Raw genomic sequence first — 21,608 nt, forward strand, 5'->3', positions numbered from 1 at the left:
CGTTCAGGGCGAACCGGGCCAACACGCCCTTCCGGTCCCTGCGGGTGGGCGCGCCGGCCGCGGGCACCCGTGACGGGACCCGCGGCCGGCGCAACCCCGACCGGACTACCAGAAGATGACGGCGAACCCGTCGCCGCCGTCGGTCCCGTTGCTGCCGGGCGCGCCGCCGGCCACACCACCGGCGCCGCCGTTGCCTCCGACGACGGTCGCCGGCGGTGTGGCGACGATGCCGTCGACGGCGCCGCCGCCGGTGCCGTCGTCCTGGCCGCTCAGGCCGGCCCGGAGCAGGCCGCCCGTGCGGCAGCTGCTGCCGGTGCCTCCGGCGCCGGGCGCGCCGTCCGTGCCGTCGGTGGCGCCACCGCCGCCGCCACCGCCGCCGGTGGCCGTGGCGAGGGTGTCGCCGCGGGACGAGGTCAGGGTGGTGGACGTGCCTGTGGCGCCCGGAGTACCGGGCGAGCCGGCCGGACCGCCGTTGCCGTGGACGCCGTGGTCACCGAGGACCACCGTGTAGCTCTGCGACTGCTTCACGGGGATGGCGCACCAGACGAAGCCGCCGCTGCCGCCACCGCCACCGGTGCCGCCGGCACCGTTGCTCGGCTGGCTGCCGCCACCGCCGCCACCGCCGCCGCCGGCGCCCCAGGCCTGGATGAACACCGAGGTGACGCCCTTCGGCGGGACGAAGGTTCCGTCCGCGTTGAACTCCTGCAGGCCGTGCACGACCTTCGCACTCGACTTGTGCTCGTCGCCTCGCGGGTCTTCACCCCGCGCGTCCTCGTCCCGCGGGTCGTCGCCGCGCGCGCCCTCGTCCCGCGGGTCTTCACCCCGCGCGTCTTCGTCCCACGGGTCGTCGCCGCGCGGGCCGTCGCCCTGGCGGTCCGGCGGGGGCTCCATCAGGTTGACGCCCGAGGCGGGCGTACGGTCTCCGTCGGCCTGCGCCGCCGGGGCCATGACGAAGAACTGGCTGGTGACGGCTGCCGCTGCGAGGACTGCGGTGGCCAGGGCCAGCCGCCTCGAGGAGCGGCGGGACTGGGTACGCGCGTTCATGGTTTCCTTACCTCCCCCGGCCCCGCAGGGCCGAAGGAGTGCAGTGAGATGGGGGGAGGATCGGACCGCGTCGGTCCGCCGTTCATCTCACCGGTGTCCGCAGCCGCACCGGCCGAGGCTGGCCGACCGTTAGCCCGGCCGGCCCGAAGGGTTGCGCTGCTCAGCCTACGGCGGCGGCCCCGGGCCGCGGGCCCCGTGCGCGCACGCAGGTCACACCGCGCGCTCGCGGCCCTCCCAGTACGGATCGCGCAGGCGGCGCTTGTAGAGCTTGCCGTTGGGGTCGCGGGGCATCGTCTCGATGAAGTCGACCGACTTGGGCCGTTTGAAGCCGGCCAGCTGCCGCTCGCAGTGGTGCAGGATCTCCGCGGCGAGGGCCTCCCCGGCCACGAAGCCCTCGGCCGGTTCGATGACCGCCTTCACCTCCTCGCCCCAGTCGGCGTGCGGGATCCCGAAGGCGGCGGCGTCGGCGACCGCCGGATGGGTGAGCAGGGCCGACTCGATCTCGGCCGGATAGATGTTCACGCCACCCGAGATGATCATGTCGATCTTGCGGTCGCGCAGGAAGAGGTACCCCTCCTCGTCCATCAGTCCGAGGTCGCCCACGGTGAAGAAGTCGCCGATGCGGTTCTTCTTCGTCTTGCCCTCGTCCTTGTGGTAGCTGAAGCCGCCGGTGTTCATCTTCAGGTAGACGGTGCCGAGTTCGCCGGGCGGAAGCCGGTTGCCGTCGTCGTCGAAGATGGCCAGCTCGCTGATCGGCCAGGCCTTGCCGACCGTTCCCGGCTTCTTCAGCCAGTCCTCGGCGGTGGCGAACGCGCCGCCGCCCTCGCTGGCCGCGTAGTACTCCTCCACGCAGGTGCCCCACCAGTCGATCATCGCCCGCTTGACGTGGTCCGGGCAGGGCGCGGCCCCGTGGATCGCGTGCCGCATCGAGGAGACGTCGTACGCGTCCTTCGTCTCCTGCGGGAGCGCGAGCAGCCGGTGGAACTGCGTCGGGACCATGTGGGTGTGCGTGCACGCGTGGGCGTCGATGAGGCGCAGCATCTCCTGCGGGGTCCAGCGGTCCATCAGGACCAGCGGGTGCCCGATGTGCAGGGCGGCGCCCGCGAATTGGAGGACGGCCGTGTGGTAGAGCGGCGAGCAGACCAGGTGGACGTTGTCGTCGAACGGGCGGATGCCGAAGATCCCGAGGAAACCGCCGAGGTACGTCTCCTCCGGGAGCTTGCCGGGCAGGGGGCGGCGGATGCCGCGCGGGCGCCCGGTGGTGCCGGAGGTGTAGTTCATGACCCAGCCGAGGGTGCGGCCGTCGGGCGGTGTTGCGGGCCGTCCGCCGAGGAGCCGGTCGTACGGGCGGAAGCCGGCGACCGCTCCGACCGCGTAGCGGTGGCTCGCGGGCAGGCCCGCCTCGTCGGCCGCGGCGGTGGCGGCGCCGGCGAAACGCTCGTGGGCGATGAGGACCTTGGCGCCGGAGTCGGAGACGATCCAGGCGATCTCGGGGCCGACGAGGTGGTGGTTGACGGGGACGAGGTAGAACCCGGCCTGGGAGGCGGCGAGGTAGGCGGTGATGAACTCGACACCGTTGGGGAGGACGACGGCGAAGACGTCGCCCTTCTCCAGGCCGGCGGCGCGCAGTCCGTGGACGAGGCGGTTCACGTCGGCGTGCAGCCGGCCGGCGCTCCACTCCTCTCCCTCGGGGGTGATCAGTACGGTGCGCTCGGGGTCGGCCGCCGCCTGGGCCCAAAATCCATTCGGAGGCTGGTCGTTCATCTGCTCACACCTCTCCGGTTCGGCCGGCTATGCGGTTGATGCGGTCGATGGCGCGCTCGAAGCCGCCGGTGAGCTCGTCGAAGACGGCTTGGACGCTGCGTTCGGAGTTCATCCGGCCGACGATCTGGCCGACGGGGGTGCCGAGCAGCGGCCCCACCTCGTACTTCTGGATCCGCGAAACGGCCTCGGCGACCAGCAGGCCCTGGAGCGGCATCGGGAGTGCGCCGGGGCCGTCCGGGTCGTCCCAGGCGTCGGTCCACTCGGTGCGCAGCTGGCGGGCGGGCTTGCCGGTGAGGGCGCGGGAGCGGACGGTGTCGCCGGATCCGGCGGCCAGGAGCTTCTCGGTGAGCGCGCGGGAGTGCAGGTCCGCCTCGGTGGTGGTGAGCCAGAGGGAGCCGAGCCAGGCGCCCTGGGCGCCGAGGGCCAGGCCGGCGGCGATCTGCTCGCCGCTGCCGATGCCGCCGGCGGCCAGGACGGGGAGCGGGGCGACGGCCTCGGCGATCTCGGGGACGAGGACCATGGTGGCGATGTCGCCGGTGTGGCCGCCGGCCTCGTAGCCCTGGGCGACGACGATGTCGATGCCGGCTTCGGCGTGGCGGCGGGCGTGCTTGGCGCTGCCGGCGAGGGCGGCGACGAGGACGCCGTGGTCGTGGGCGCGCGCGATGACGTCGGCGGGCGGGGAACCGAGGGCGTTCGCCAGCAGTTTGATGGGGTAGTCGAAGGCGACGTCGAGCTGGCCCCGGGCGACCTGCTCCATCCAGCCGGTGATCCGCCAGCCGGAGGCCTCGCCCTCGGCGAGCTCGGGGACGTGGTGCTTGGCGAGGGTGTCGCGCACGAACTCGCGGTGGCCGGCCGGGATCATCGCCTCGATGTCGGCTTCGCTGATGCCGTCGACGGCCTTCTTGGCGGGCATGACGACGTCGAGGCCGTACGGCTTGCCGTCGGTGTGCTCCTGCATCCAGTCGAGGTCGCGTTTGAGGTCGTCGGGGGCGGTGTAGCGGACGGCGCCGAGGACGCCGAATCCACCCGCACGGGTGATGGCCGCGGCGACCGCCGGGAAGGGCGTGAAACCGAAGATGGCGTGCTCGACTCCCAGTTTCTTGCTCAGCTCCGTCTCCATGGGCGGCAGCATGCCGCAGCCCGGCGGCCGAGGGAAGAGGTTCTCTGATGCATCGTCAGATTCTTTGCGGGCCGGTCGGTGCGGAGCCCGCCGCGTCGGCGGGCAGATACTTCGAGAAGCCGATCCGGCGAACAGGAGGCCGCTGATGGAGGAGCACACGGGGGACGAAGAGGCGCGCCGCGCGGGCCCGGGCGGGACGGCAGCGGGGGGCGCGGGCACGGTGGGGGGCGGGGTGAGCCGGCGGCGGCTCGGGGCGCGGCTGCTGGCGCTCGGCGGAGTGCTCGTCCTGCACGCCGCACTGCCCGGGGCCGCGGGGGCCTCGGGCAGCCCGGCCGAGCGGCGCTCCCTCCAGGGGCTGCGCCTGCGGTACGGCTCCGCACGCCAGGCGGGACTCGTCGAGAAGCACCTGGAGGCGGCGGCCGACGAGGCCCGGCGGTTCCTCGGCCCGTCCCCCGAACACCCCTACTACGCCGGGGCCGTGGTGCTCGCCGGCCGGGGCCGCACGATCGCCCTGCACCGCGCGATGGGCGAGGCGGTCCGGTACGCGGACTACGACGGCCGCACCGACCGGGTCCGGGAGTTCCCGGCGGCGCAGCGCATCCCGATGGCCGAGGACACCGTCTTCGACCTGGCGTCGCTGACCAAGCTGTTCACCTCGCTCCTGGCCGTGCAGCAGATGGAGCGCGGGCACCTGGAGCTGGAGGCTCCGGTGGACCGGTACCTGCCGGAGTTCACCGGCGGCGGCAAAGAGCTGATCACGGTCCGGCAGTTGCTCACGCACACCTCGGGACTGCGCTCCTGGGCGCCGTTCTACCAGCAGTCCACGCGCGAGGGGCAGCTGAGGCTGCTGTGGTCCGTGCGCCCGCAGGAGGCTCCCGGGACGGTGTACCGGTACTCGGACCTGAACCTCATAGCGCTGCAGCTGCTCCTGGAACGGATCACCGGTCACACTCTGGACCTCCTGCTCCAGGACGAGATCACCGCTCCGCTCGGGATGCACCGCACTCGTTACAACCCACCGCTCTCCTGGCGCCGGGTCACCGCCGCCACGGAGGTGCAGCGGCCGCCCTGGTCGGGCCTGGACCGCGGGCTGGTCTGGGGCGAGGTCCACGACGAGAACGCCCATGCCCTCGGCGGCGTCGCCGGCCACGCCGGCGTCTTCGGCACCGCCTGGGACCTGGCCGTCCTCGCCCGGACCCTGCTCGACGGCGGCGTCTACGCCGGCAGGCGCATCCTGCGCCCCGCCTCCGTGGAGCTGCTCTTCACCGACTTCAACACCGCCTTCCCCGGCGACGACCACGGCCTCGGCTTCGAGCTCTACCAGCACTGGTACATGGGGGCCATGGCCACCCCGCACTCCGCCGGGCACACCGGCTTCACCGGCACCTCCCTGGTCCTGGACCCCTCCACCGACTCCTTCCTGATCCTGCTCGGCAACTCCGTCCACCCCGTCCGCACCTGGCGGGCCGGCAGCGCGCCGCGGGTCGCGGTCGGCAACCGCTTCGCCCGCGCCGTCCCGGTCCGTACGAAGCACGGCGGGCCCGCCTGGTACTCCGGGATGGAGACCGGCGGGTCCGGCACGCTCACCCTGCCCCCGCTGACCCCGGCCACCGCCGCCGCCCGGCTGCGCTGCGCCGTCTGGTGGGACACCGTGCCCGGCGAGGGCGCCCTCCACCTGGAGGCCTCGGCCGACGGGGAGACGTGGGAACCGCTGCCCTTCACCACCCAGCGGTCCACGGGCGGCTCCCCCGAGCAGTGGCCGCAGGGCAGTGTCGGCGGCTGGTCCGGCCGCATCTGGCACCGCCTCGAGGCCCCGCTCACCGCCTGGGCGGGGCGCCCGGTGCACCTGCGCTTCCGTCACGCCGCGACCGGCCGCTACGTCGGCCGCGGGGTGTACGTGGACGTCGTACGCGTGGCGGAACCGGCCCGCCTCCTCTTCGCGGAGGACCGCCCCGCCGACGCCTCCCGCCTCGAGGCCGCCGGCTGGACCCGCTCGACGGACTAGGTCTCTTTCGGATCTTGCCGGACGGCGCGGGTCAGGCAAGATCCGGAAGAGACGGCCCAGGCGTCCGCGAGGGCGTCAGCCCTCGCGGACCAGGCAGAAGGGGTGGCCCGCCGGGTCCGCGTAGACGCGCCAGCCGTCGGGGCCGGCGTCGGCGCGGGCGTCCAGCAGCGTCGCACCGCAGGCCAGCACCTGTTCCTGCGCCCGGTCCAGGTCCGGCACGCCGAAGTCCAGGTGGAACTGCTGGGGGTGGGCGGGATCCGGCCAGCGCGGCGGCCGGTGGCCGGCCACCCGCTGGAAGGCGAGCACGGGACCCGACGGGGCGTGCAGCGTCGCCCAGTCCTCGTCGACCGACCAGCGCGGGTCCGGCCGGTTGACGGTTCCGCCCAGTACCGCCCGGTAGAACTCGGCAAGCCTCAGCGGATCGGGGCAGTCCAACACCACACACTGGAGTTCGGCGATCACGGCTCGATCCTAGAGCCGCGCACCACCCCGCGGCCGTCGGCGAAACGGGGCCCCGGCATAAAAACCGTGCCCCATGCCGTTGACGTTCGTTGGGTTTCGTTGACCGTTCAGCCTCCGTACGCAACTCGACAGCGAAAGCAGGTACAGGCAATGGCGTCCACGGACATCGACTGGGACCACCCGAAGGACCCCAAGCAGGGCACCTGGCAGCTCGACCACGTCAAGCAGTACGTCGCATCGAACGGGGCCGAGGGCCACCACTGGAACGGCACCCAGACCCTGCTGCTCACCACCGTGGGCCGGGTCTCCGGCAACGCCGTGCGCACCCCGCTCATCTACGGCGAGGCCGACGGCCGCTACCTCATCGTCGCCTCCAAGGGCGGCGACCCCGAGCACCCCCTCTGGTACAAGAACCTGACGGCCCACCCCGAGGTCCGCATCCAGGTCGGCCCGAAGGTCCTCCAGGGCACGGCCCGCACGGCGACCCCCGAGGAACGCGCCGCGTACTGGCCCGTGATGGTGAAGCACTGGGCCGACTACGACGAGTACCAGACCAAGACGGACCGCGAGATCCCGATCGTCGTCATCGAGCCCGCCGGGCCCGCCGCGTAACTGCGTTCAGTGCCCCAGGACGGCCATCGCCGCATTGTGGCCGGGGACCCCGCTGACGCCGCCTCCGCGCACGGCGCCCGCGCCGCACAGCAGGACGTTGGCGTACGGGGTCCCCACCCCCCAGCGGCCCGCGGCGCCCTGGTCTTCCGCGTACGGCCAGGACAGGTCCCGGTGGAAGATGTGCCCGCCGGGCAGCCGCAGTTCGCGCTCCAGGTCCAGCGGGGTCTTGGCCTCGATGCACGGCCGCCCGTCCGCGTCGAAGGCCAGGCAGTCGGTGATCGGCTCGGCCAGGTGCGCGTCCAGCTGCGCGAGCGTGCCGGTCAGCAGCACCTCGCGCGCCCCCTGGTTGTCCTTTTCGAACAGCCGGGCCGGGGTGTGCAGACCGAACAGGGTCAGCGTCTGGTACCCCTGCGCCACGAGCTCCGGCCCGAGGATCGACGGGTCGGTCAGCGAGTGGCAGTAGATCTCCGAGGGCGGTACGGACGGCAGTTCCCCGGTGGCGGCCTCGGCGTAGGCCCGGGCCAGCTCCGCGTACCCCTCGGCGATGTGGAAGGTGCCGCCGAAGGCCTCGCGCGGGTCCACCGAGGTGTCCCGCAGCCGCGGCAGCCGCCGCAGCAGCATGTTGACCTTGAGCTGCGCCCCCTCGGGAGCCGGCTCGGGAGCCGCCGCCTCCCCCAGCAGTTCACCCAGGGCCCGCGGCGAGGCGTTGACCAGCACCGTCCGTCCCACGACCCGGCCCTCCCCGGTCGCCGTACGGAACGTGACCTCGGCCGGCGCCCGCCCGTCCGTCTCGATCCGGAGCACCTCGTGCCCGGTGGCGATCTCGGCCCCGGCCGCCCGGGCCGCCGCCGCCAGGGCGTCGGTGAGGGCGCCCATCCCGCCGACCGGAACGTCCCAGTCCCCCGTGCCGCCGCCGATGACGTGGTACAGGAAGCAGCGGTTCTGTACGAGCGAGACGTCGTGCGCGTCCGCGAAGGTGCCGATCAGGGCGTCGGTGAGCACCACGCCCCGGACCAGGTCGTCGGCGAAGTGCTCCTCGACGGCCAGCCCGAGGGGTTCCTCGAACAGCATCCGCCAGGCCGCCTCGTCGTCGATCCGCGCCCGCAGCTCCGCCCGCGTGGGCAGCGGCTCGGTCAGCGTCGGGAACACCTTCTCGGCGAGCCTCCCGGTCCTCCCGTAGAAGGAGCGCCAGCTCTCGTACTCCCGCTCCGAGCCGGTCAGCCGTGCGAAGGACTCCCGGGTGCGGGACTCCCCGCCGCCGACGAGGAGCCCGCCGGGGCGCCCGTCGCGCTCGACGGGCGTGTACGAGGACACCGTGCGCTTGCGGACCGCGAACTCCAGCCCCAGATCGCGCACGATCTTCGCCGGGAGCAGCGACACGAGGTACGAGTACCGCGAGAGCCGGGCGTCTACGCCGATGAAGGGGCGGGTGGAGATCGCGGCGCCGCCGGTGTTCCCGAGCCGCTCGAGGACCAGCACCGAACGGCCCGCCCGGGCCAGGTACGCGGCGGCGACCAGTCCGTTGTGCCCGCCGCCCACGATCACGTCGTCGTATACATCGTGCCCGAAGCTCGTCATGGCTCTTGGTAACACACCTGGCCGAGCCGCTCCAGACAGTGTGCTTCGTCGGCGTGGGCCGCCACCGTGTCCGGGTGGTCGTCGCCGAGGGAGCGCTCGCGGATGCCGGAGAGCTCCCGGTACACGGGCAGGGCCTCGTCCCAGCGGCCCAGCCGGCCGAGTCCGACGGCGAGTTCGCGGCGGCTGACGAGGGTGTCCGGGTGCTCGGCGCCGAGCGCCTTGGCCCGGGCCGCGGCGACCTGCCGGGCCTCCGCCACCGCTTCCTCCCAGCGATCCAGCCGGCCCAGGTTGACGCCGAGGACGTGCCGGGCGCGCAGCGTCTCCGGGTCCGCGGCCCCGTACGCGCGCGTGCGGTCGCGGACCAGGCCCCGGAACAGGTCCAGGGCCTGGGCGGCGTGCCCGGTCCGGCCGAGCGCGATGCCGACCTCGTAGCGGGCGGCGAGGGTGTCGGGATGGTCCCGGCCCAGCACCCGTTCCCGTACGGCGGCGACCTGGCGGAACCCGTCCAGGGCCTCCTGCCAGCGCTCGAGGCGGCCCAGCGCGTACGCGGCCTCGTAGCGGGTCAGCAGCGTGTCCGCGTGCTCGGCGCCCAGCACGGCCGCCCGGTCGGCCGCGACCTCGGCGGCGGTGCGGTGGGCGTCCGCGAACCGGCCCAGCGCCCCGAGGGTGCAGGCGAGGTTGTGGCGGCAGCGCAGCGTGTCGGGATGGAGCGGGCCCGTGCTGCGCTCCCGGGCGACGAGCACCGCACGGTAGACGTCGTGGGCCTCGCGGTGGCGTCCGAGCCGGCCCAGTTCGTACGCCGCCTCCTGGCGCGCCGCGAGGGTGTCGGGGTGGTCGGCGCCGAGCGCCCGGGTGCGCCCCTCGGCGACGGCTTCGTACGCGGCCAGGGCCTCCTCGGGCCGACCCGCGCGGCTGAGGGCGAAGGCGCGGGTGTGGCCGGCGGCGAGCGCGTCGGGGCCGGCCCCGTCCGGGCCGGTCCCGTCGGAGCCGAAGGCGTAGGGGACCCCGTACGGCGCGGTGAGCCGCGGGTCCTCGGCGGCGGCGGGGCGCAGGATGCGGTGCTCGCCGCTGGGGCGGCCGGCGGTCCAGGATCCGGTGAGCACGGCCCAGGCGCCGCTCGCGGGGCGGGCGTCGATGCCCGCCTTGCGGCCGGCGGTCATGCCGTCGGCCCAGGCGGGCAGGGGTGCCTGGGCGCCGGGCAGGCCGCCGGGGCCGAGGCGGTCCTCGACGAGCCGCCGGTGCAGGTGGCGGGCGTCGCCGGGGCGGTCTTCGGGGCGCTTGGCCAGCAGGTCCAGGACCACCTGCTCGAAGTATTCGGGCAGCTCGGGGCGGTGCTCGCGCAGCGGCACGGGCGCGGTGTCGCGGTGGCCGACCAGCACCGACCAGGAGTCGCCGAGGTCGAAGGGCGGGGCGCCGGTGGCGATCTCGTACAGGACGCAGCCGAGGGAGTACAGGTCGCTGCGGTGGTCGACCTCGCCGCCCGCGATCTGCTCGGGCGACATGTAGTGCGGGGTGCCCATGGCCATGGCGCCGCCGGTGAGTTTGGCGGTGAAGCCGATGTCGTGGGCGAGGCGGGCGATGCCGAAGTCGCAGATCTTCACCGTGCCGTCGGTGAGCCGCATGATGTTGGCCGGTTTCAGATCGCGGTGGACCACGCCCTGGTCGTGGGTGTAGCCGAGTGCGGCGGCCAGCTGCTCCGCGATGTCGACGACCACGTCCACGGGGAGCGGGCGCGTCTCGTTGTCCTCCAGGAGCTGGCTGAGGTTGCGGCCGTCGAGGAGTTCCATGACGAGGTAGAGCGGGCCGCCCGCGGCGCTGTCGTCGCCGAAGTCGTGGACGACGGTGACCCCGCGGTGCTGGAGGGAGGCGGCGACGCGCGCCTCGCGGCGGAAGCGTTCGCGCAGGACCTGGGTGAAGTGGTTGTCCTGCTCGGGCCCGAGCGGTTTGAGGCACTTCACGGCGACCTGCCGGCCGAGCGACTCGTCCCGGGCCCGCCACACCTCGCCCATGCCGCCGCGCCCGATCAGATCGAGCGACCGGTAACGGCCCTGGATCAGTCTGGACTCCGCCATGTCTTAAAGCCGCCCCCGTTGTCGTGCTGCGTCCTACGCCCTCCCCGGCCGGTCCAGTATGGCCGCTGATGTACGCAGTGTGTACGCCGAGGGGCGGCTGCCGGGGCCCATGCGGCGCATCGCTTTCAAGATGTGACCTGGCGGCAGCTGCCACCGCAGACCTGCGGGAATGCTGCGCAGCAGGGTACCTGTGAGGCGCAGGCGACGGGTGATGACGGGGGCCGGTGGCGCCGCGCGCCCGTACAGCCGGTGCGCGTAGCCGGGGAGGGAACCGTAGGCCAGTTCCGCGATCGGGCGCCACAGCAGGTTTCGGCCAGGGACGAGGAGGGCAGGCGTGGGCGGGCTCCGCAGGAAGGCGACCACGGCGCGGGCGTCGGGGCCGGCGGCGAGCTCGGGGCGGACCTTCTCGAAGTACGCGGCGAGGGCTGCCGTGTCGGCCGGGACGCGGGCCGGGTCGAGGCCGACGAGGCGGGCGTTCACGCGGTTCTCGTCGACGTAGCGGTCGGCCTGGGCGGGGGTGAGGGGGATGCCGGAGCGGCGCAGGACGTGCAGGAAACTGTCGATCTGCGCGCAGTGCACCCACAGCAGCAGCTCGGGGTCGTCGACGGGGAACCGCTCGCCGGTGGCGGGGTCGGTGGCGGACAGGCTGCGGTGGATCCGCCGGACCCGGGCGCCGGCGCGTTCGGCGGCCTCGGTGGTGCCGTAGGTGAGGGTGCCGACGAAGTCGGCGGTGCGCAGCAGCCGGCCCCAGGCGTCGGAGCGGAAGTCGCTGTTCTCGACGACCCCGCGGACCGCGCGCGGGTGCAGGGCCTGGAGGTAGAGCGCTCGCACTCCCGCGATCCACATGATCGGGTCGCCGTGGCACTGCCAGGTGACGGACGCCGGCCCGTAGAGCCCCGGGTCGGGCCGGGCGGCGGGCCCGGGCCGGGGCTCGGGCGGGGTCGGTGCGGTCCCCGGGGTCGCGGTCATTGCCGTACCTCCCGTGTCGCCTCCGCTCCAGCCTACCGAGGCGCGGCGGGCCGGAGCAGAGGTGCGTGCCGGGTCAGCGGCAGCGGTCGACCTTGATCTGGTTGGTGATCTTGTTGGCCGACACGAAGCCGCGTACGTAGGCCGGGCGCCCCGTGAACGGGTTGTATCCGCCCCCTTCGACGAAGAACCAGCGGTTGGTGCCGTTGGCCCACGCCCCGTCGCGCCAGCAGCGCATGGTCACCGGCCAGCCGCCGAAGATGCCGCCGACCAGCGCCTGCGGAGCGAAGGGGCTGTCGTACGCGGGCGTCAGACTGTTGGTCTTGGGCGTGGTGGCGGCCCCGGCCGGGGTTCCGGCGGTCAGGGCCAGCACGGCGCCGGCCGCGCCGACCGTCACCGTGCGCCCCCAGCGCCGAAGCCGCATGCTGCGGATGGACTTCACGTACGTGATTCCCCCTCCGTGGTGGTGCGGAACAGGCCGAAAACGGCCTGCGGGCGACCGATTCTGGCCGCCGCCGACCGGCGTGTCAGGGGGCTGGACCCCGGCGCGCGGAAGCGCACCCGCCCGGCGCCGCACCCCCGTGCGCGCCCCTCGGGGTCCGGCTACTCGGCCGCCGGCTTGCCGGGCTGGTCGTGCGTCGAGCAGTGGATGCCGCCACCGCCGGACGCGATGGTGTCGATCTTCACGGGCACGATCTCCCGCTGGGGGAAGTGCTCCTGGAGGATCCCCTTCGCCCGGTCGTCGGCCTTGGCGTCCCCGAACCGGGGCATGAAGACGGCCCCGTTGGCCACGTAGAAGTTCGCGTAGGTGGACACGAACGCGTCGCCGCGGCCGGTGATCCTGTCGAGGTCCGGCTGGGGCAGGTCGACGACCTCGAGGCGCTTGCCGCGCGCGTCGGTCGCGTCCTTGAACACCGCCCTCGCCTGGTCGGCGGCGCGCGACCACACGTCGGGCGGGGTGCCGGGGAACGCCTGGTCCAGGAGGACGACACCGGGGGCGGTGAACCGGACGAGGCTGTCCACGTGCGCGTCCGTGATGTCCTGGCCGCGCACTCCGGCGAGCCAGATCACCTTCTTGATGCCGAGGGTGCTCCCCAGTTCGGCCTCGACCTGGTCGCGGCTCTTGCCGGGGTTGCGGTTCTTGTTGACCACCGAGCTCTCGGTGACCAGCAGGGTGCCCTGGCCGTCGGTCTCGAAGGAGCCGCCCTCGGCGACGAGCGGAGCCTGCACGCGCCCGATCCCGTACTTGGCGAGCAGGACCCGGCCGACCTGGGCGTCGTTGCGGTGCTCCTGTTTGTTGCCCCAGCCGCTGAAGTTGAAGTCGACGCCGAGCAGCTTGCCGGGCTCCTCGACGAACACCGGCACGGTGTCCCGCGCCCAGAGGTCGTCCACCGGAACCGGGATCACCTCGACCTGCGAGCCGCACGCCTTCTGCGCCGCCGCCTGCTGGTCGGGCCTGGCGAGCATCACGACGGGTTCGTACGCGGCGACCGCGCGGGCCACCCGCGCGATGTCCTCCCGCACCGCGGGCAGCTGCTCGTACCAGACCCGGTCCAGCGCGGGCCAGGACATGAACGTCCGCGCGTGGCTCTCCCACTCGGCGGGGAGCCGGCGGCCGTGATCGTACTTGGGCTCGGTGCGGTCCCGGGCTCGGTCCCGGCATCGCCGGAATCGGCCGGAGCACAGGCGCCGGCTCCCAGGGCGAGGGCGCCGCCGATGCCGGCGAAGGCGCGCAGAGCGGTGCGACGGGACATGGAGGAAGGGGAGGTCATGGTTCCACTGTGACATTGACTGAATATTCAGTCAATCCGCCGGGCGGGTCATCCGTTGCGGCGGTAGTAGTCCACGGACACCTTCACCGGACCCTCGCCCGGCCCGGCCGTCAGTACGGTCACGATCCCGACGTCCCGGCCGTCCTGGGCCCGTACGCAGAAGGCCCGGCCGGCGCGCAGCGTGGTGAAGGGCAGAGCCGTGACGGGCCGGCTCTCGATGCCCTTGAGGCAGTCGGCGAGCCCCTGCCGGCCGGGCGGCATGACGTACGCGTCGCTGGTCTCGGGCACGTAGAACTCGGTGGCGCTGCGGCCGACGTACCAGGAGACGGTCTCCTGCGGTACGACCCGGCCCTCCTTGACGTCGAACTCGTAGCTCTGGTCCGGCGAGGTGAGTTCGGTGCCGGTGTGGACGGCGGCGTACCCGGGGGCCGCGGCGGACGGGGCCGGGGTGGCGGCGGGAGTGGAGGCGGGCGCGCCGGCGACGGCCTCGGCCGGATCGGCGGCGTCCTCGTCCGCGCCGCCGTCGAAGGAGGGGTCGAGCAGCGCGAAGGCCCCGGCGGCGCCCAGCAGCAGGGCGGCGGCCGCCACCAGCGCCGTACGGCCGTGCCTGCGACCCGGGGCCGGGGCCCGTCTGCGACCGCGGCGCTGCGGGTCCGCCGCCGGCGGCTCGGGCGGGACGGGTTGCGCGGTCGGCGTGATGCGCGGCGCGGCGACGGTGGGCTCCGCATCGAGGGCGGTGGCGGCAGCGGTGGCCGGCGGACCGTCCGGAGGTACGGGCAGGTCGCCGCGGCGGCGGATCTCGGTGGTGACCCGGCGCGGCAGCCAGCCGTCGGCGAAGCGCAGCTCCCCGCCGACCGCGGGATGGCTGCGTACGGCCTCGATCACCCGGGCGGTGGCCGGCCGGTGCGCCGGGTCCTTGGCCAGGCAGTGCCGCAGCAGCGGCTGCAGCTCGGCCGGACCCCGCCGAGGTCCGCCTCCTCGTGCACCACCCGGTACAGGGCGGCGGATTCGGGGCCTTCGCCGAAGGGCGGCCGGCCCCCGGCCACGTAGGCGGCGAGCGCGCCCAGCGCGAAGACGTCCGTGGCCGGGCCCGCCGGCCGGCCCAGCGCCTGTTCGGGGGCCATGAAGGCGGGCGTGCCCACGCGCAGCCCGGTGCCGGTCAGCGCGCCGGCGTCGGCGGCCCGTGCGATGCCGAAGTCGATGACGCGCGGGCCGTCGGCGGCGATCAGGACGTTGGCGGGCTTCAGGTCGCGGTGGACCACCCCCGCCCGGTGGATCTCCTGGAGCGCCTCGGCGATGCCGGCGACGAGGAGGAGCACGGTGCGCACGGGCAGCGGTCCGTAGGCGTGCACCGCCTGCTGGAGCGAGGGGCCGGGCACGTACGTGGTGGCCAGCCACGGGGTGGGGTCGCCGGCCCCCGAGTCGACGACCTGGGCGGTGTACAGCCCGTGGATGCGCTGCGCGCTGGCCACCTCCTGCGCGAACCTGCGGCGGAACTCGGGGTCGCCCGCGAGCTCGGGCCGGACCACCTTCAGCGCCACCGGGCGGCCGCCCGGGGTGTACGCGAGATAGACCCGGCCCATCCCGCCGGAGCCGAGCCGCGCGACCACGCGGTAGCCGCCCACCTCGCGCGGATCGTCGGCGGCGGGTGCCCGGAGGGGGTGCGGGGCGGTACCCGGGGATGGTGTCGTCATGTGGCTCTCCCGGCGACGAGGGCGGACCGGCGGTGGCGCGGTCGCTCGAACGGCCTCGGATCCTATCCGACTGGAATTTCAGTCAGGAATGGGGTCGTAGGCCTCATGCGCACCCAGGTAGGGTGTCCGCTTGTGGCGGATCGTCGAACAGCAATCATGGAAGGGGCCGCGCGGGTGATCGCCCGTCGCGGCGTGCGCGGCCTGCGCGTGGAGGAACTCGCCGCGGAGGCGGGCGTGTCCACGGCGTTGATCTACTACCACTTCAAGGACCGCGCCGGGATCCTGCGCGCGACGCTGGAGTTCATCAACGACCGCGCGGGACGGTACACCACGGAGCGGGCGCCCGACGCGCCCCCGCTCGACGCCCAGGGCGAGCTGGAGGAGACCCTCCTGCTCGAGTTCCAGGACGGCCCCGAGGTACGGGAGAACAGCACGGCCTGGGGTGAGCTCCGGGCGAGTGCGGTCTTCGACCCCGACCTGCGCGAGGACCTGGCCCGTGCCACGCTCGTATGGGTACAGGAAGTGGGCGAGCTGCTGGGCCGCGTCCGGCCCATGGCGGGCGCCGCGGCGCTCGCCGGAGCCGCCGAGCGGCTGACGGCCCTCGTGGAGGGCCTGAGCTCGCGCTGGCTCAGCGGCAGCCTGCCGCTGGCACACGCGCGCGAGCTGATGACCACGGCCATCGCGGCCGAGCTCCGGCACCTGGCACAGCCGGGCCGGTAGCAGCACCGGGGCCCCCAGCTCACCCACCCGCCGCCGAGGCCGGCAGCTCGTCCGACCTCTGCGGCGAGCGACTTTCCCGCACCCTGCATCTTGACTGAATTTTCAGTCAGTGCCAGAGTTCGCGTCACGGCGCCTCCCTGCGCACGAGATCTGGAGAGACCCATGAGCACATCCGACGGCGAAAGCCGCTCCCTCCTCAGCCGTCTGTTCGGCTCCGCCGAACCCTCCCGCAGGCGCGTCCTCGGCGCCGCCGGCCTCGGAGCGGCCGGTGTGGCACTGGGTGCGGCGGCAGCGGCCCCCCAGCGGGCGAGTGCAGCGGCGCCGGCCCGGTGGGTGGACCGGGACGACGTACCGCACGCCCGCACCTGGATGTCCTGGCCGTCGCGCACGTCCGTCTGGGGCGGCCGCCGCCTCGCCGGGGTGCAGGAGGACATCGCGCTGATCGCCCGGACGATCGCCCGCCACGAACCGGTGGTCCTCTGCGCCCCGGACTCCCCCACCGCCGCCAAGGCCCGGTCCCTGTGCGGCCCGGGGGTCACCGTCATCACCTCGATCCCCACGGACGACCTGTGGATGCGGGACACCGCACCGGTCTTCCGCCGTGACGGCCGCGGAGGACTCGACGCCCTCGGCCTCAACTTCAACGGCTGGGGCAACAAGCAGACCCACTCCTACGACGCCGATGTCGCGGAGCTCGTCGCGGACGACGTCCGCCTGCCCTTCCGCCGGGCCGACTTCGTCGGCGAGGGCGGGGCGATCGAGACCGACGGCGACGGCACCGTGATGGCCACGGAGAGCAGCCTGGTCAACAAGAACCGCAACCGGGGCATGAGCAGGGCGGAGATCGAGGACGCCGTCCTGCGCGCGTACGGCGCGGACAAGATGATCTGGGTCCCCGGCATCAAGGGCAAGGACATCACGGACGACCACATCGACGTGACCTCGCGCTTCGTGGGCCCGGGTGTGGTGATGGTGCAGGTCCCGCCCGCGGACCGCGACGACGTGTGGGCGCGGGACGCCCGCGAGCAGTTCTCGATCCTGTCCCGCGCCACGGACGCCCGGGGGCGGCGGCTGAAGGTGATCCGGGTGGAGGGCCCCGACACCGTCCGGTCGAAGGACTCCCAGTTCGTCGACTCCTACCTCAACTTCCACGTGGTCAACGGAGCCGTCGTCACCGCCCAGTTCGGGGACGCGGCGAAGGACGCCGGCGCCGCGCGCGCCCTGGCGGAGGCCTTCCCCGGGCGGGCGGTCGTCCAGATCGACGTCGACCGGCTGATGGCGGGCGGCGGCGGCATCCACTGCTCCACGATGCACGAACCCCTTCCGTAGCGCGTCCGACCACCGAGTACCGAGTACCGAGAACAGTCCGCCGTACCCCCTTCCAGACGAGGCAGTATGCGACTGACACCGACCGAGCGGGACCGACTGCTCATCTTCACGGCGGCGGAACTGGCCCGCGCCCGGCGCCGCCGGGGCGTGAGGCTCAACGTCCCCGAAGCGACCGCGCTGATCGCGGACACCGTGTGCGAGGCGGCCCGCGACGGCCGCCGCCTGGCCGAGGCGATCGAGGCCGGCCGCAGCGTCCTCGGCGCCGACGACGTCCTGCCGGGCGTTCCCGACGTGGTCGACACCCTTCAGGTCGAGGCGGTGTTCGAGGACGGGACGCGGCTCTGCGTCATCGACGACCCCTTCGGGCAGCACGGTGCACTCGGACCCGACGCCCCCGGCGCCGTCCTGCCCGGGGACGGCGAGGGCCACCACCGCGCCGAACCGACGCTGCGGCTGCCCGTGCACAACACCGCGACCGTGCCCATCAGCGTCTCCTCGCACTTCCACTTCTTCGAGACCAACCCCCGCCTCGCGTTCGACCGCGCGGCGGCGTACGGCGCCAGGCTCGCCGTCCCGGCCGGCTCCACGGTCCGTTTCGATCCCGGATCCACCGTCCTGGTGGGGCTCGTGCCGATCGGCGGGGCGCGCGTCGCCATCGGTTTCGCCGGGCTCGTCGACGGCCCCCTGGACGCCCCCGGCGCACGGGAGGCCGCGCTGGCCAAGGCCCGCGCCACGGGCTACCTCACCGCATACCAGGAGCAGGATCAGGAGCAGGCATGAGTGGCAGCATCTTCGACGCCGCGGGCTGTCACGGCCGCCCGGGCGCAGCCCCGGCGGACGGTACGGACCCGTACGCGTACACGGCGGTCCACGGCCCGCGTGCCGGAGACCGGGTGCGGCTCGGCGACTCGGGCCTCATCGTGCGGGTCGAGTCGGACTCGCAGCAGCCGGGTGACGAGTTCCTGGCCGGCTTCGGCAAGACCGCCCGCGACGGCCTGCACCTGAAGGCCGCGGCCGTCCGCGAGACCTGCGACCTGGTCATCAGCAACGTGCTGGTCATCGACGCCGTCCTCGGCATCCGCAAGACGAGCATCGGCATCCGCGAGGGCCGCATCGCCTCCATCGGGCGGGCGGGGAACCCCGACACCCTGGACGGGGTGGAGGTGGTGGTCGGCACCGGGACCACCATCGTCTCCGGCGAGGGGATGATCGCCACCGCCGGCGCCGTCGACACGCACGTCCACCTGCTCTCGCCCCGGATCATGGAGGCCTCGCTGGCCTCCGGCGTCACCACGATCATCGGCCAGGAGTTCGGCCCGGTCTGGGCGGTCGGCGTCAACTCCCCCTGGGCCCTGCGGCACGCGTTCAACGCCTTCGACGCCTGGCCCGTCAACATCGGCTTCCTGGCCCGCGGTTCCTCGTCCGATCCGGCCCCGCTGGTCGAGGCGCTGGCCGAGGGCGGTGCGTCCGGATTCAAGGTCCACGAGGACATGGGCGCCCACACCCGCGCCCTGGACACGGCGCTGCGCGTGGCGGAGGAGCACGACGTCCAAGTCGCCCTGCACACGGACGGGTTGAACGAATGCCTGTCCGTCGAGGACACCCTGCGCGTGCTCGACGGCCGCACCATCCACGCCTTCCACATCGAGGGCTGCGGCGGCGGACACGTCCCCAACGTCCTCAAGATGGCCGGCGTGCCGAACGTCATCGGCTCCTCCACCAACCCCACCCTGCCGTTCGGCCGGGACGCGCTGGCCGAGCACTTCGGCATGATCGTCTCGGCGCACGACCTCAAGGTCGACCTGCCCGGCGACGCGGCGATGGCCCGTGACCGCATCAGGGCCGGGACCATGGGCGCCGAGGACGTCCTGCACGACCTCGGGGTCATCGGCATCACCTCCTCCGACGCCCAGGGCATGGGCCGCGCCGGCGAGACGGTACGCCGCACGTTCGCCATGGCCGGGAAGATGAAGGCCGAGCTCGGCCCCCTCGACGGCGAGGGCTCCTACGGCACGGCGGCCGGCGGCGACGACAACGAGCGCGTCCTGCGCTACATGGCCAAGCTGACCGTCAACCCGGCCATCGCCCACGGCTTCGCGCACGAGGTCGGCTCCATCGAGGTCGGCAAGCTCGCCGACATCGTCCTGTGGTGGCCTCAGTACTTCGGTGCCAAGCCGCAGCTCGTCCTCAAGGCCGGCTTCCCCGCGTACGGGGTCACCGGCGACCCGAACGCCTCCACGGACCGGTGCGAACCCCTGGTCCTCGGGCCGCAGTTCGGCGCGTACGGAGCCACCGCCGCCGACATCTCCGTCGCCTTCGTCGCAGAGGCCGCCGTGGCCAACGGCGATCGGATGCCGACGCGCCGGCGCCGCGTGGCGGTCCGCGGAACCCGCGGGATCGGACCGCGGAGCATGCTCCGCAACGCCCGTACCGGCACGGTCGACGTGCACCCCGGCACGGGCCTGGTGTCGCTGGACGGCGAGCCCCTCGTCTCGGCACCCGCCGATTCGGTCTCGCTCGGCCGCCTCTATTTCCTCTAGTGCCGTGACCGGTTGGTGCTGCGACCGGCTCAGTGCTGCCGGTTCAGCTCCGCGTCGATCGCGTCCGCGAGGAGCCGGCGGGCGTGTTCCAGGGGCAGCGAGCCGCTGAGCCAGCGGACGCTGAGGCCTTCGAGGAGGGCCGTCAGGCGTTCTGCCGCGGCCGCGTGCGCCGGAGCCGTGCCCATGGGCCGGGCGTGCGCGAGCAGGTCGGCGATCTCGTGCACCCAGGTGTGCGTGGCCCTGGCGACGTCCTCGCGCAGGTCCGCGTCGAAGACGGCGCTGGCCCGCAGCTCTCCCCACGCGGTGCTGTTCTCCCGTACCTCCGGCGTGTCCTGGAGCTCGAGGAGCAGTACCTGGGCCAGCTCGGTCCGCGGGTCGGCGGGATCCAGTCCGGGATCGCGCTCGGCGGTGTAGCGGTCGGCGCGGTCGCTGATGAACTCCAGGGTCCGGCGCAGGATCCCGGCGCGATCGGTGAAGTGGTAGTAGATCAGCGAGGTGGACACCCCCGCCTCGGCGGCGAGCTCTCCCACGCGGAGTCCGCGCACGCCACGGCGCGCGATCACTCGCGTGGCGGCCCTGAGTATTTCCGTTCGACGGTCTGACACGAGGGGTCACTCTACCCGCCGAGCCGGTCACTTGGGGCTATTTCCTGACCAGACTGTCAGGCGCACATTCCGTGTGCCGACGCCACGATCCTGCCTGGTCAGAGGCAGAACACAGCAGAACAGCCGATCAGCGCGACAGTGCGTGCGTCCCTCACGGGTGCCACCACTGGCTGATTCGGCAACTCATTGGCCAGAACCATTGACTGAATTTTCAGTACGGAGGAGGATGCGGGGCACGCAGCCCCACCTCCCCTTCCTCCATGCTGACTGAATATTCACACAGGAGTGATCATGACGGATTTCCGGATGCCTGCCGAGTGGACCGAGCACGAGGGCTGCCTGATGGCCTGGCCGACGCGGCAGGAGCTGTGGGGTGACGTCTTCGACGAGGTGAAGTCGGAGTACGCACAGGTCGCGAGTGCGATCGCGCAGTTCGAGCCGGTGACCATGGTGGCGCTGCCCGGGAGCGGAGCCGAGGCCCGCGAGCGGTGCGGGGAGGGCGTCACCGTGGTGGAACTGCCCCTCGACGACTCCTGGTTCCGGGACTCCGGCCCGATCTTCGTGCTCGGGCCCGACGGGCAGCGCGCAGGCGTGGACTTCCGCTTCAACGCATGGGGCGGCAAGCACCACCCGTACGACACCGACGACAAGATCGCGGCCGCCCTGCTGGAACACCTCGGCGTGCAGCGCATCGCGTCCCGGATGATCCTCGAGGGCGGCGCGATCACCGTCGACGGCGAGGGCACCCTGATCACCACGGAGCAGTGCCTCCTGCACCCCAACCGCAACCCGGGGATGAGCAAGGAGGAGATCGAGGCCGAGCTGATCGCCCGCCTCGGCGTCACCAAGGTGATCTGGCTGCCCTACGGCGGCCTGCTGGACACCGAGACGGACGGGCACGTGGACGGGGTCTGCGCGTTCGTCGCCCCCGGCAAGGTGGTCGTACAGCTGCCGAGCGACCCGGAGCACCCCGACCACGAGCGGATGCGCGTGAACCGCGCCGTCCTGGAGGAGGCCACCGACGCCGCCGGGCGCCGCCTGGAGATCATCGACCTCCCGCAGAGCGCCTTCGTCGAGGTGGCCGGCCGGGAGACCGAGGTCGGCTACCTGAACTTCTACGTCGCCAACGGCGGGGTCGTCGTCCCGGTGGCGGACGTCCCCGAGGACGAGGGGGCGCTCGCCGTCATCGCCTCCGCGCTGCCCGGCCGCAAGGTCGTCGGCGTCCGCTCCCGCGTGATCGCGTACGGCGGTGGCGGCGTCCACTGCATCACCCAGCAGGTCCCGTCCGCGGCGCCCGCCGCCACCTCCCGTTGAGCACGGAAGAG

19 protein-coding genes are annotated in these 21,608 nt (G+C 73.4%); 7 read left to right on the forward strand and 12 right to left on the reverse strand.

Annotated elements, in window-relative coordinates:
* Positions 1 to 105 precede the first annotated feature (105 nt).
* The 3 genes from ACFYXK_RS30295 to ACFYXK_RS30305 all read right to left on the reverse strand — a co-directional run bounded on the left by ACFYXK_RS30295 (position 106) and on the right by ACFYXK_RS30305 (position 3,928).
* The gene (locus ACFYXK_RS30295; RefSeq protein ID WP_389414024.1) at positions 106 to 1,044 is read right to left on the reverse strand and encodes a hypothetical protein; all 939 of its coding nucleotides are present in this window, start codon (positions 1,042 to 1,044) and stop codon (positions 106 to 108) included.
* Between the two features lie 210 nt (positions 1,045 to 1,254).
* Positions 1,255 to 2,808 carry an acyl-CoA synthetase gene (locus ACFYXK_RS30300; RefSeq protein ID WP_389414025.1) on the reverse strand — a complete coding sequence of 518 codons (1,554 nt, stop codon included), beginning with the start codon at positions 2,806 to 2,808 and terminating at the stop codon, positions 1,255 to 1,257.
* Positions 2,809 to 2,812: 4 nt separating this feature from the next.
* Positions 2,813 to 3,928 (reverse strand): NAD(P)H-dependent flavin oxidoreductase, encoded by a 1,116-nt coding sequence (locus ACFYXK_RS30305; protein WP_389414026.1) that lies wholly within the window; start codon positions 3,926 to 3,928, stop codon positions 2,813 to 2,815.
* Between the two features lie 145 nt (positions 3,929 to 4,073).
* Between ACFYXK_RS30305 and ACFYXK_RS30310 the strand changes: the two genes are divergently transcribed.
* Positions 4,074 to 5,933 carry a serine hydrolase gene (locus ACFYXK_RS30310; RefSeq protein WP_389414027.1) on the forward strand — a complete coding sequence of 620 codons (1,860 nt, stop codon included), beginning with the start codon at positions 4,074 to 4,076 and terminating at the stop codon, positions 5,931 to 5,933.
* A gap of 75 nt (positions 5,934 to 6,008) precedes the next feature.
* Here the strand turns inward: ACFYXK_RS30310 and ACFYXK_RS30315 are convergent, their stop codons facing one another.
* Complete coding sequence (locus ACFYXK_RS30315) at positions 6,009 to 6,395, reverse strand: VOC family protein (protein WP_389414028.1); 387 nt, start codon at positions 6,393 to 6,395, stop codon at positions 6,009 to 6,011.
* 150 nt (positions 6,396 to 6,545) lie between these two features.
* Between ACFYXK_RS30315 and ACFYXK_RS30320 the strand changes: the two genes are divergently transcribed.
* Positions 6,546 to 7,007 carry a nitroreductase family deazaflavin-dependent oxidoreductase gene (locus ACFYXK_RS30320; RefSeq protein WP_389414029.1) on the forward strand — a complete coding sequence of 154 codons (462 nt, stop codon included), beginning with the start codon at positions 6,546 to 6,548 and terminating at the stop codon, positions 7,005 to 7,007.
* A 6-nt stretch (positions 7,008 to 7,013) separates the two neighbouring features.
* On the opposite strand, the gene ACFYXK_RS30325 is transcribed toward ACFYXK_RS30320, so the two are convergent.
* The 7 genes from ACFYXK_RS30325 to ACFYXK_RS30355 all read right to left on the reverse strand — a co-directional run bounded on the left by ACFYXK_RS30325 (position 7,014) and on the right by ACFYXK_RS30355 (position 15,089).
* Positions 7,014 to 8,585, reverse strand: a complete 1,572-nt coding sequence (locus ACFYXK_RS30325; RefSeq protein ID WP_389414030.1) for a phytoene desaturase family protein — start codon at positions 8,583 to 8,585, stop codon at positions 7,014 to 7,016.
* On the reverse strand, positions 8,582 to 10,657 hold the full coding sequence (locus ACFYXK_RS30330; protein WP_389414031.1) for a tetratricopeptide repeat protein: 2,076 nt from the start codon (positions 10,655 to 10,657) through the stop codon (positions 8,582 to 8,584). The genes ACFYXK_RS30325 and ACFYXK_RS30330 overlap by 4 nt, the downstream gene beginning before the upstream one ends.
* Before the next feature lie 33 nt (positions 10,658 to 10,690).
* Positions 10,691 to 11,626, reverse strand: coding sequence for an oxygenase MpaB family protein (locus ACFYXK_RS30335; RefSeq protein WP_389414032.1), 936 nt, complete (start codon positions 11,624 to 11,626; stop codon positions 10,691 to 10,693).
* 73 nt (positions 11,627 to 11,699) lie between these two features.
* Entirely contained in the window at positions 11,700 to 12,065 is a 366-nt protein-coding gene (locus ACFYXK_RS30340) for a hypothetical protein (protein ID WP_389414033.1), read from the reverse strand.
* Between the two features lie 161 nt (positions 12,066 to 12,226).
* Positions 12,227 to 13,195, reverse strand: a complete 969-nt coding sequence (locus ACFYXK_RS30345; RefSeq protein ID WP_389414034.1) for an agmatine/peptidylarginine deiminase — start codon at positions 13,193 to 13,195, stop codon at positions 12,227 to 12,229.
* A gap of 248 nt (positions 13,196 to 13,443) precedes the next feature.
* Positions 13,444 to 14,280 carry a hypothetical protein gene (locus ACFYXK_RS30350; protein ID WP_389414035.1) on the reverse strand — a complete coding sequence of 279 codons (837 nt, stop codon included), beginning with the start codon at positions 14,278 to 14,280 and terminating at the stop codon, positions 13,444 to 13,446.
* A complete protein-coding gene (locus ACFYXK_RS30355; RefSeq protein ID WP_389414036.1) occupies positions 14,277 to 15,089 on the reverse strand; it encodes a serine/threonine-protein kinase in 813 nt (270 codons plus the stop codon). Before ACFYXK_RS30355 ends, ACFYXK_RS30350 begins: the two co-directional genes overlap by 4 nt.
* Before the next feature lie 156 nt (positions 15,090 to 15,245).
* Between ACFYXK_RS30355 and ACFYXK_RS30360 the strand changes: the two genes are divergently transcribed.
* From ACFYXK_RS30360 to ACFYXK_RS30375, 4 genes are all read left to right on the forward strand, one after another.
* On the forward strand, positions 15,246 to 15,809 hold the full coding sequence (locus ACFYXK_RS30360; RefSeq protein WP_389414037.1) for a TetR/AcrR family transcriptional regulator: 564 nt from the start codon (positions 15,246 to 15,248) through the stop codon (positions 15,807 to 15,809).
* Positions 15,810 to 15,971: 162 nt separating this feature from the next.
* Positions 15,972 to 17,138, forward strand: coding sequence for an agmatine/peptidylarginine deiminase (locus tag ACFYXK_RS30365; protein WP_389414038.1), 1,167 nt, complete (start codon positions 15,972 to 15,974; stop codon positions 17,136 to 17,138).
* A gap of 66 nt (positions 17,139 to 17,204) precedes the next feature.
* The gene (gene ureA, locus ACFYXK_RS30370) at positions 17,205 to 17,918 is read left to right on the forward strand and encodes an urease subunit gamma (protein WP_389414039.1); all 714 of its coding nucleotides are present in this window, start codon (positions 17,205 to 17,207) and stop codon (positions 17,916 to 17,918) included.
* A complete protein-coding gene (locus ACFYXK_RS30375; protein ID WP_389414040.1) occupies positions 17,915 to 19,678 on the forward strand; it encodes an urease subunit alpha in 1,764 nt (587 codons plus the stop codon). The genes ureA and ACFYXK_RS30375 overlap by 4 nt, the downstream gene beginning before the upstream one ends.
* 29 nt (positions 19,679 to 19,707) lie before the next feature.
* On the opposite strand, the gene ACFYXK_RS30380 is transcribed toward ACFYXK_RS30375, so the two are convergent.
* Positions 19,708 to 20,283: a TetR/AcrR family transcriptional regulator gene (locus ACFYXK_RS30380; RefSeq protein WP_389414041.1), complete on the reverse strand. Its 576-nt coding sequence runs from the start codon at positions 20,281 to 20,283 to the stop codon at positions 19,708 to 19,710.
* Positions 20,284 to 20,574: 291 nt separating this feature from the next.
* Here ACFYXK_RS30380 and ACFYXK_RS30385 point away from each other — a divergent pair, with 291 nt between their 5' ends.
* The gene (locus tag ACFYXK_RS30385; protein WP_389414042.1) at positions 20,575 to 21,597 is read left to right on the forward strand and encodes an agmatine/peptidylarginine deiminase; all 1,023 of its coding nucleotides are present in this window, start codon (positions 20,575 to 20,577) and stop codon (positions 21,595 to 21,597) included.
* The last annotated feature ends 11 nt before the right edge of the window (positions 21,598 to 21,608 follow it).

It is taken from the genome of Streptomyces sp. NPDC002209 (genome assembly GCF_042890265.1).
Classification (GTDB): domain Bacteria; phylum Actinomycetota; class Actinomycetes; order Streptomycetales; family Streptomycetaceae; genus Streptomyces.

Bases quoted from the DNA above. Each gene is read 5' to 3' on its own strand.
- ACFYXK_RS30365 (WP_389414038.1), top strand. From the start codon at position 15,972: ATGAGCACATCCGACGGCGAAAGCCGCTCCCTCCTCAGCCGTCTGTTC.
- ACFYXK_RS30375 (WP_389414040.1), top strand. From the start codon at position 17,915: ATGAGTGGCAGCATCTTCGACGCCGCGGGCTGTCACGGCCGCCCGGGC.
- ACFYXK_RS30360 (WP_389414037.1), top strand. From the start codon at position 15,246: ATGGAAGGGGCCGCGCGGGTGATCGCCCGTCGCGGCGTGCGCGGCCTG.
- ACFYXK_RS30345 (WP_389414034.1), bottom strand. From the start codon at position 13,195: ATGTCCTGGCCCGCGCTGGACCGGGTCTGGTACGAGCAGCTGCCCGCG.
- ACFYXK_RS30355 (WP_389414036.1), bottom strand. From the start codon at position 15,089: ATGACGACACCATCCCCGGGTACCGCCCCGCACCCCCTCCGGGCACCC.
- ACFYXK_RS30300 (WP_389414025.1), bottom strand. From the start codon at position 2,808: ATGAACGACCAGCCTCCGAATGGATTTTGGGCCCAGGCGGCGGCCGAC.
- ureA (WP_389414039.1), top strand. From the start codon at position 17,205: ATGCGACTGACACCGACCGAGCGGGACCGACTGCTCATCTTCACGGCG.
- ACFYXK_RS30320 (WP_389414029.1), top strand. From the start codon at position 6,546: ATGGCGTCCACGGACATCGACTGGGACCACCCGAAGGACCCCAAGCAG.
- ACFYXK_RS30310 (WP_389414027.1), top strand. From the start codon at position 4,074: ATGGAGGAGCACACGGGGGACGAAGAGGCGCGCCGCGCGGGCCCGGGC.
- ACFYXK_RS30325 (WP_389414030.1), bottom strand. From the start codon at position 8,585: ATGACGAGCTTCGGGCACGATGTATACGACGACGTGATCGTGGGCGGC.
- ACFYXK_RS30330 (WP_389414031.1), bottom strand. From the start codon at position 10,657: ATGGCGGAGTCCAGACTGATCCAGGGCCGTTACCGGTCGCTCGATCTG.
- ACFYXK_RS30335 (WP_389414032.1), bottom strand. From the start codon at position 11,626: ATGACCGCGACCCCGGGGACCGCACCGACCCCGCCCGAGCCCCGGCCC.
- ACFYXK_RS30295 (WP_389414024.1), bottom strand. From the start codon at position 1,044: ATGAACGCGCGTACCCAGTCCCGCCGCTCCTCGAGGCGGCTGGCCCTG.
- ACFYXK_RS30385 (WP_389414042.1), top strand. From the start codon at position 20,575: ATGACGGATTTCCGGATGCCTGCCGAGTGGACCGAGCACGAGGGCTGC.
- ACFYXK_RS30305 (WP_389414026.1), bottom strand. From the start codon at position 3,928: ATGGAGACGGAGCTGAGCAAGAAACTGGGAGTCGAGCACGCCATCTTC.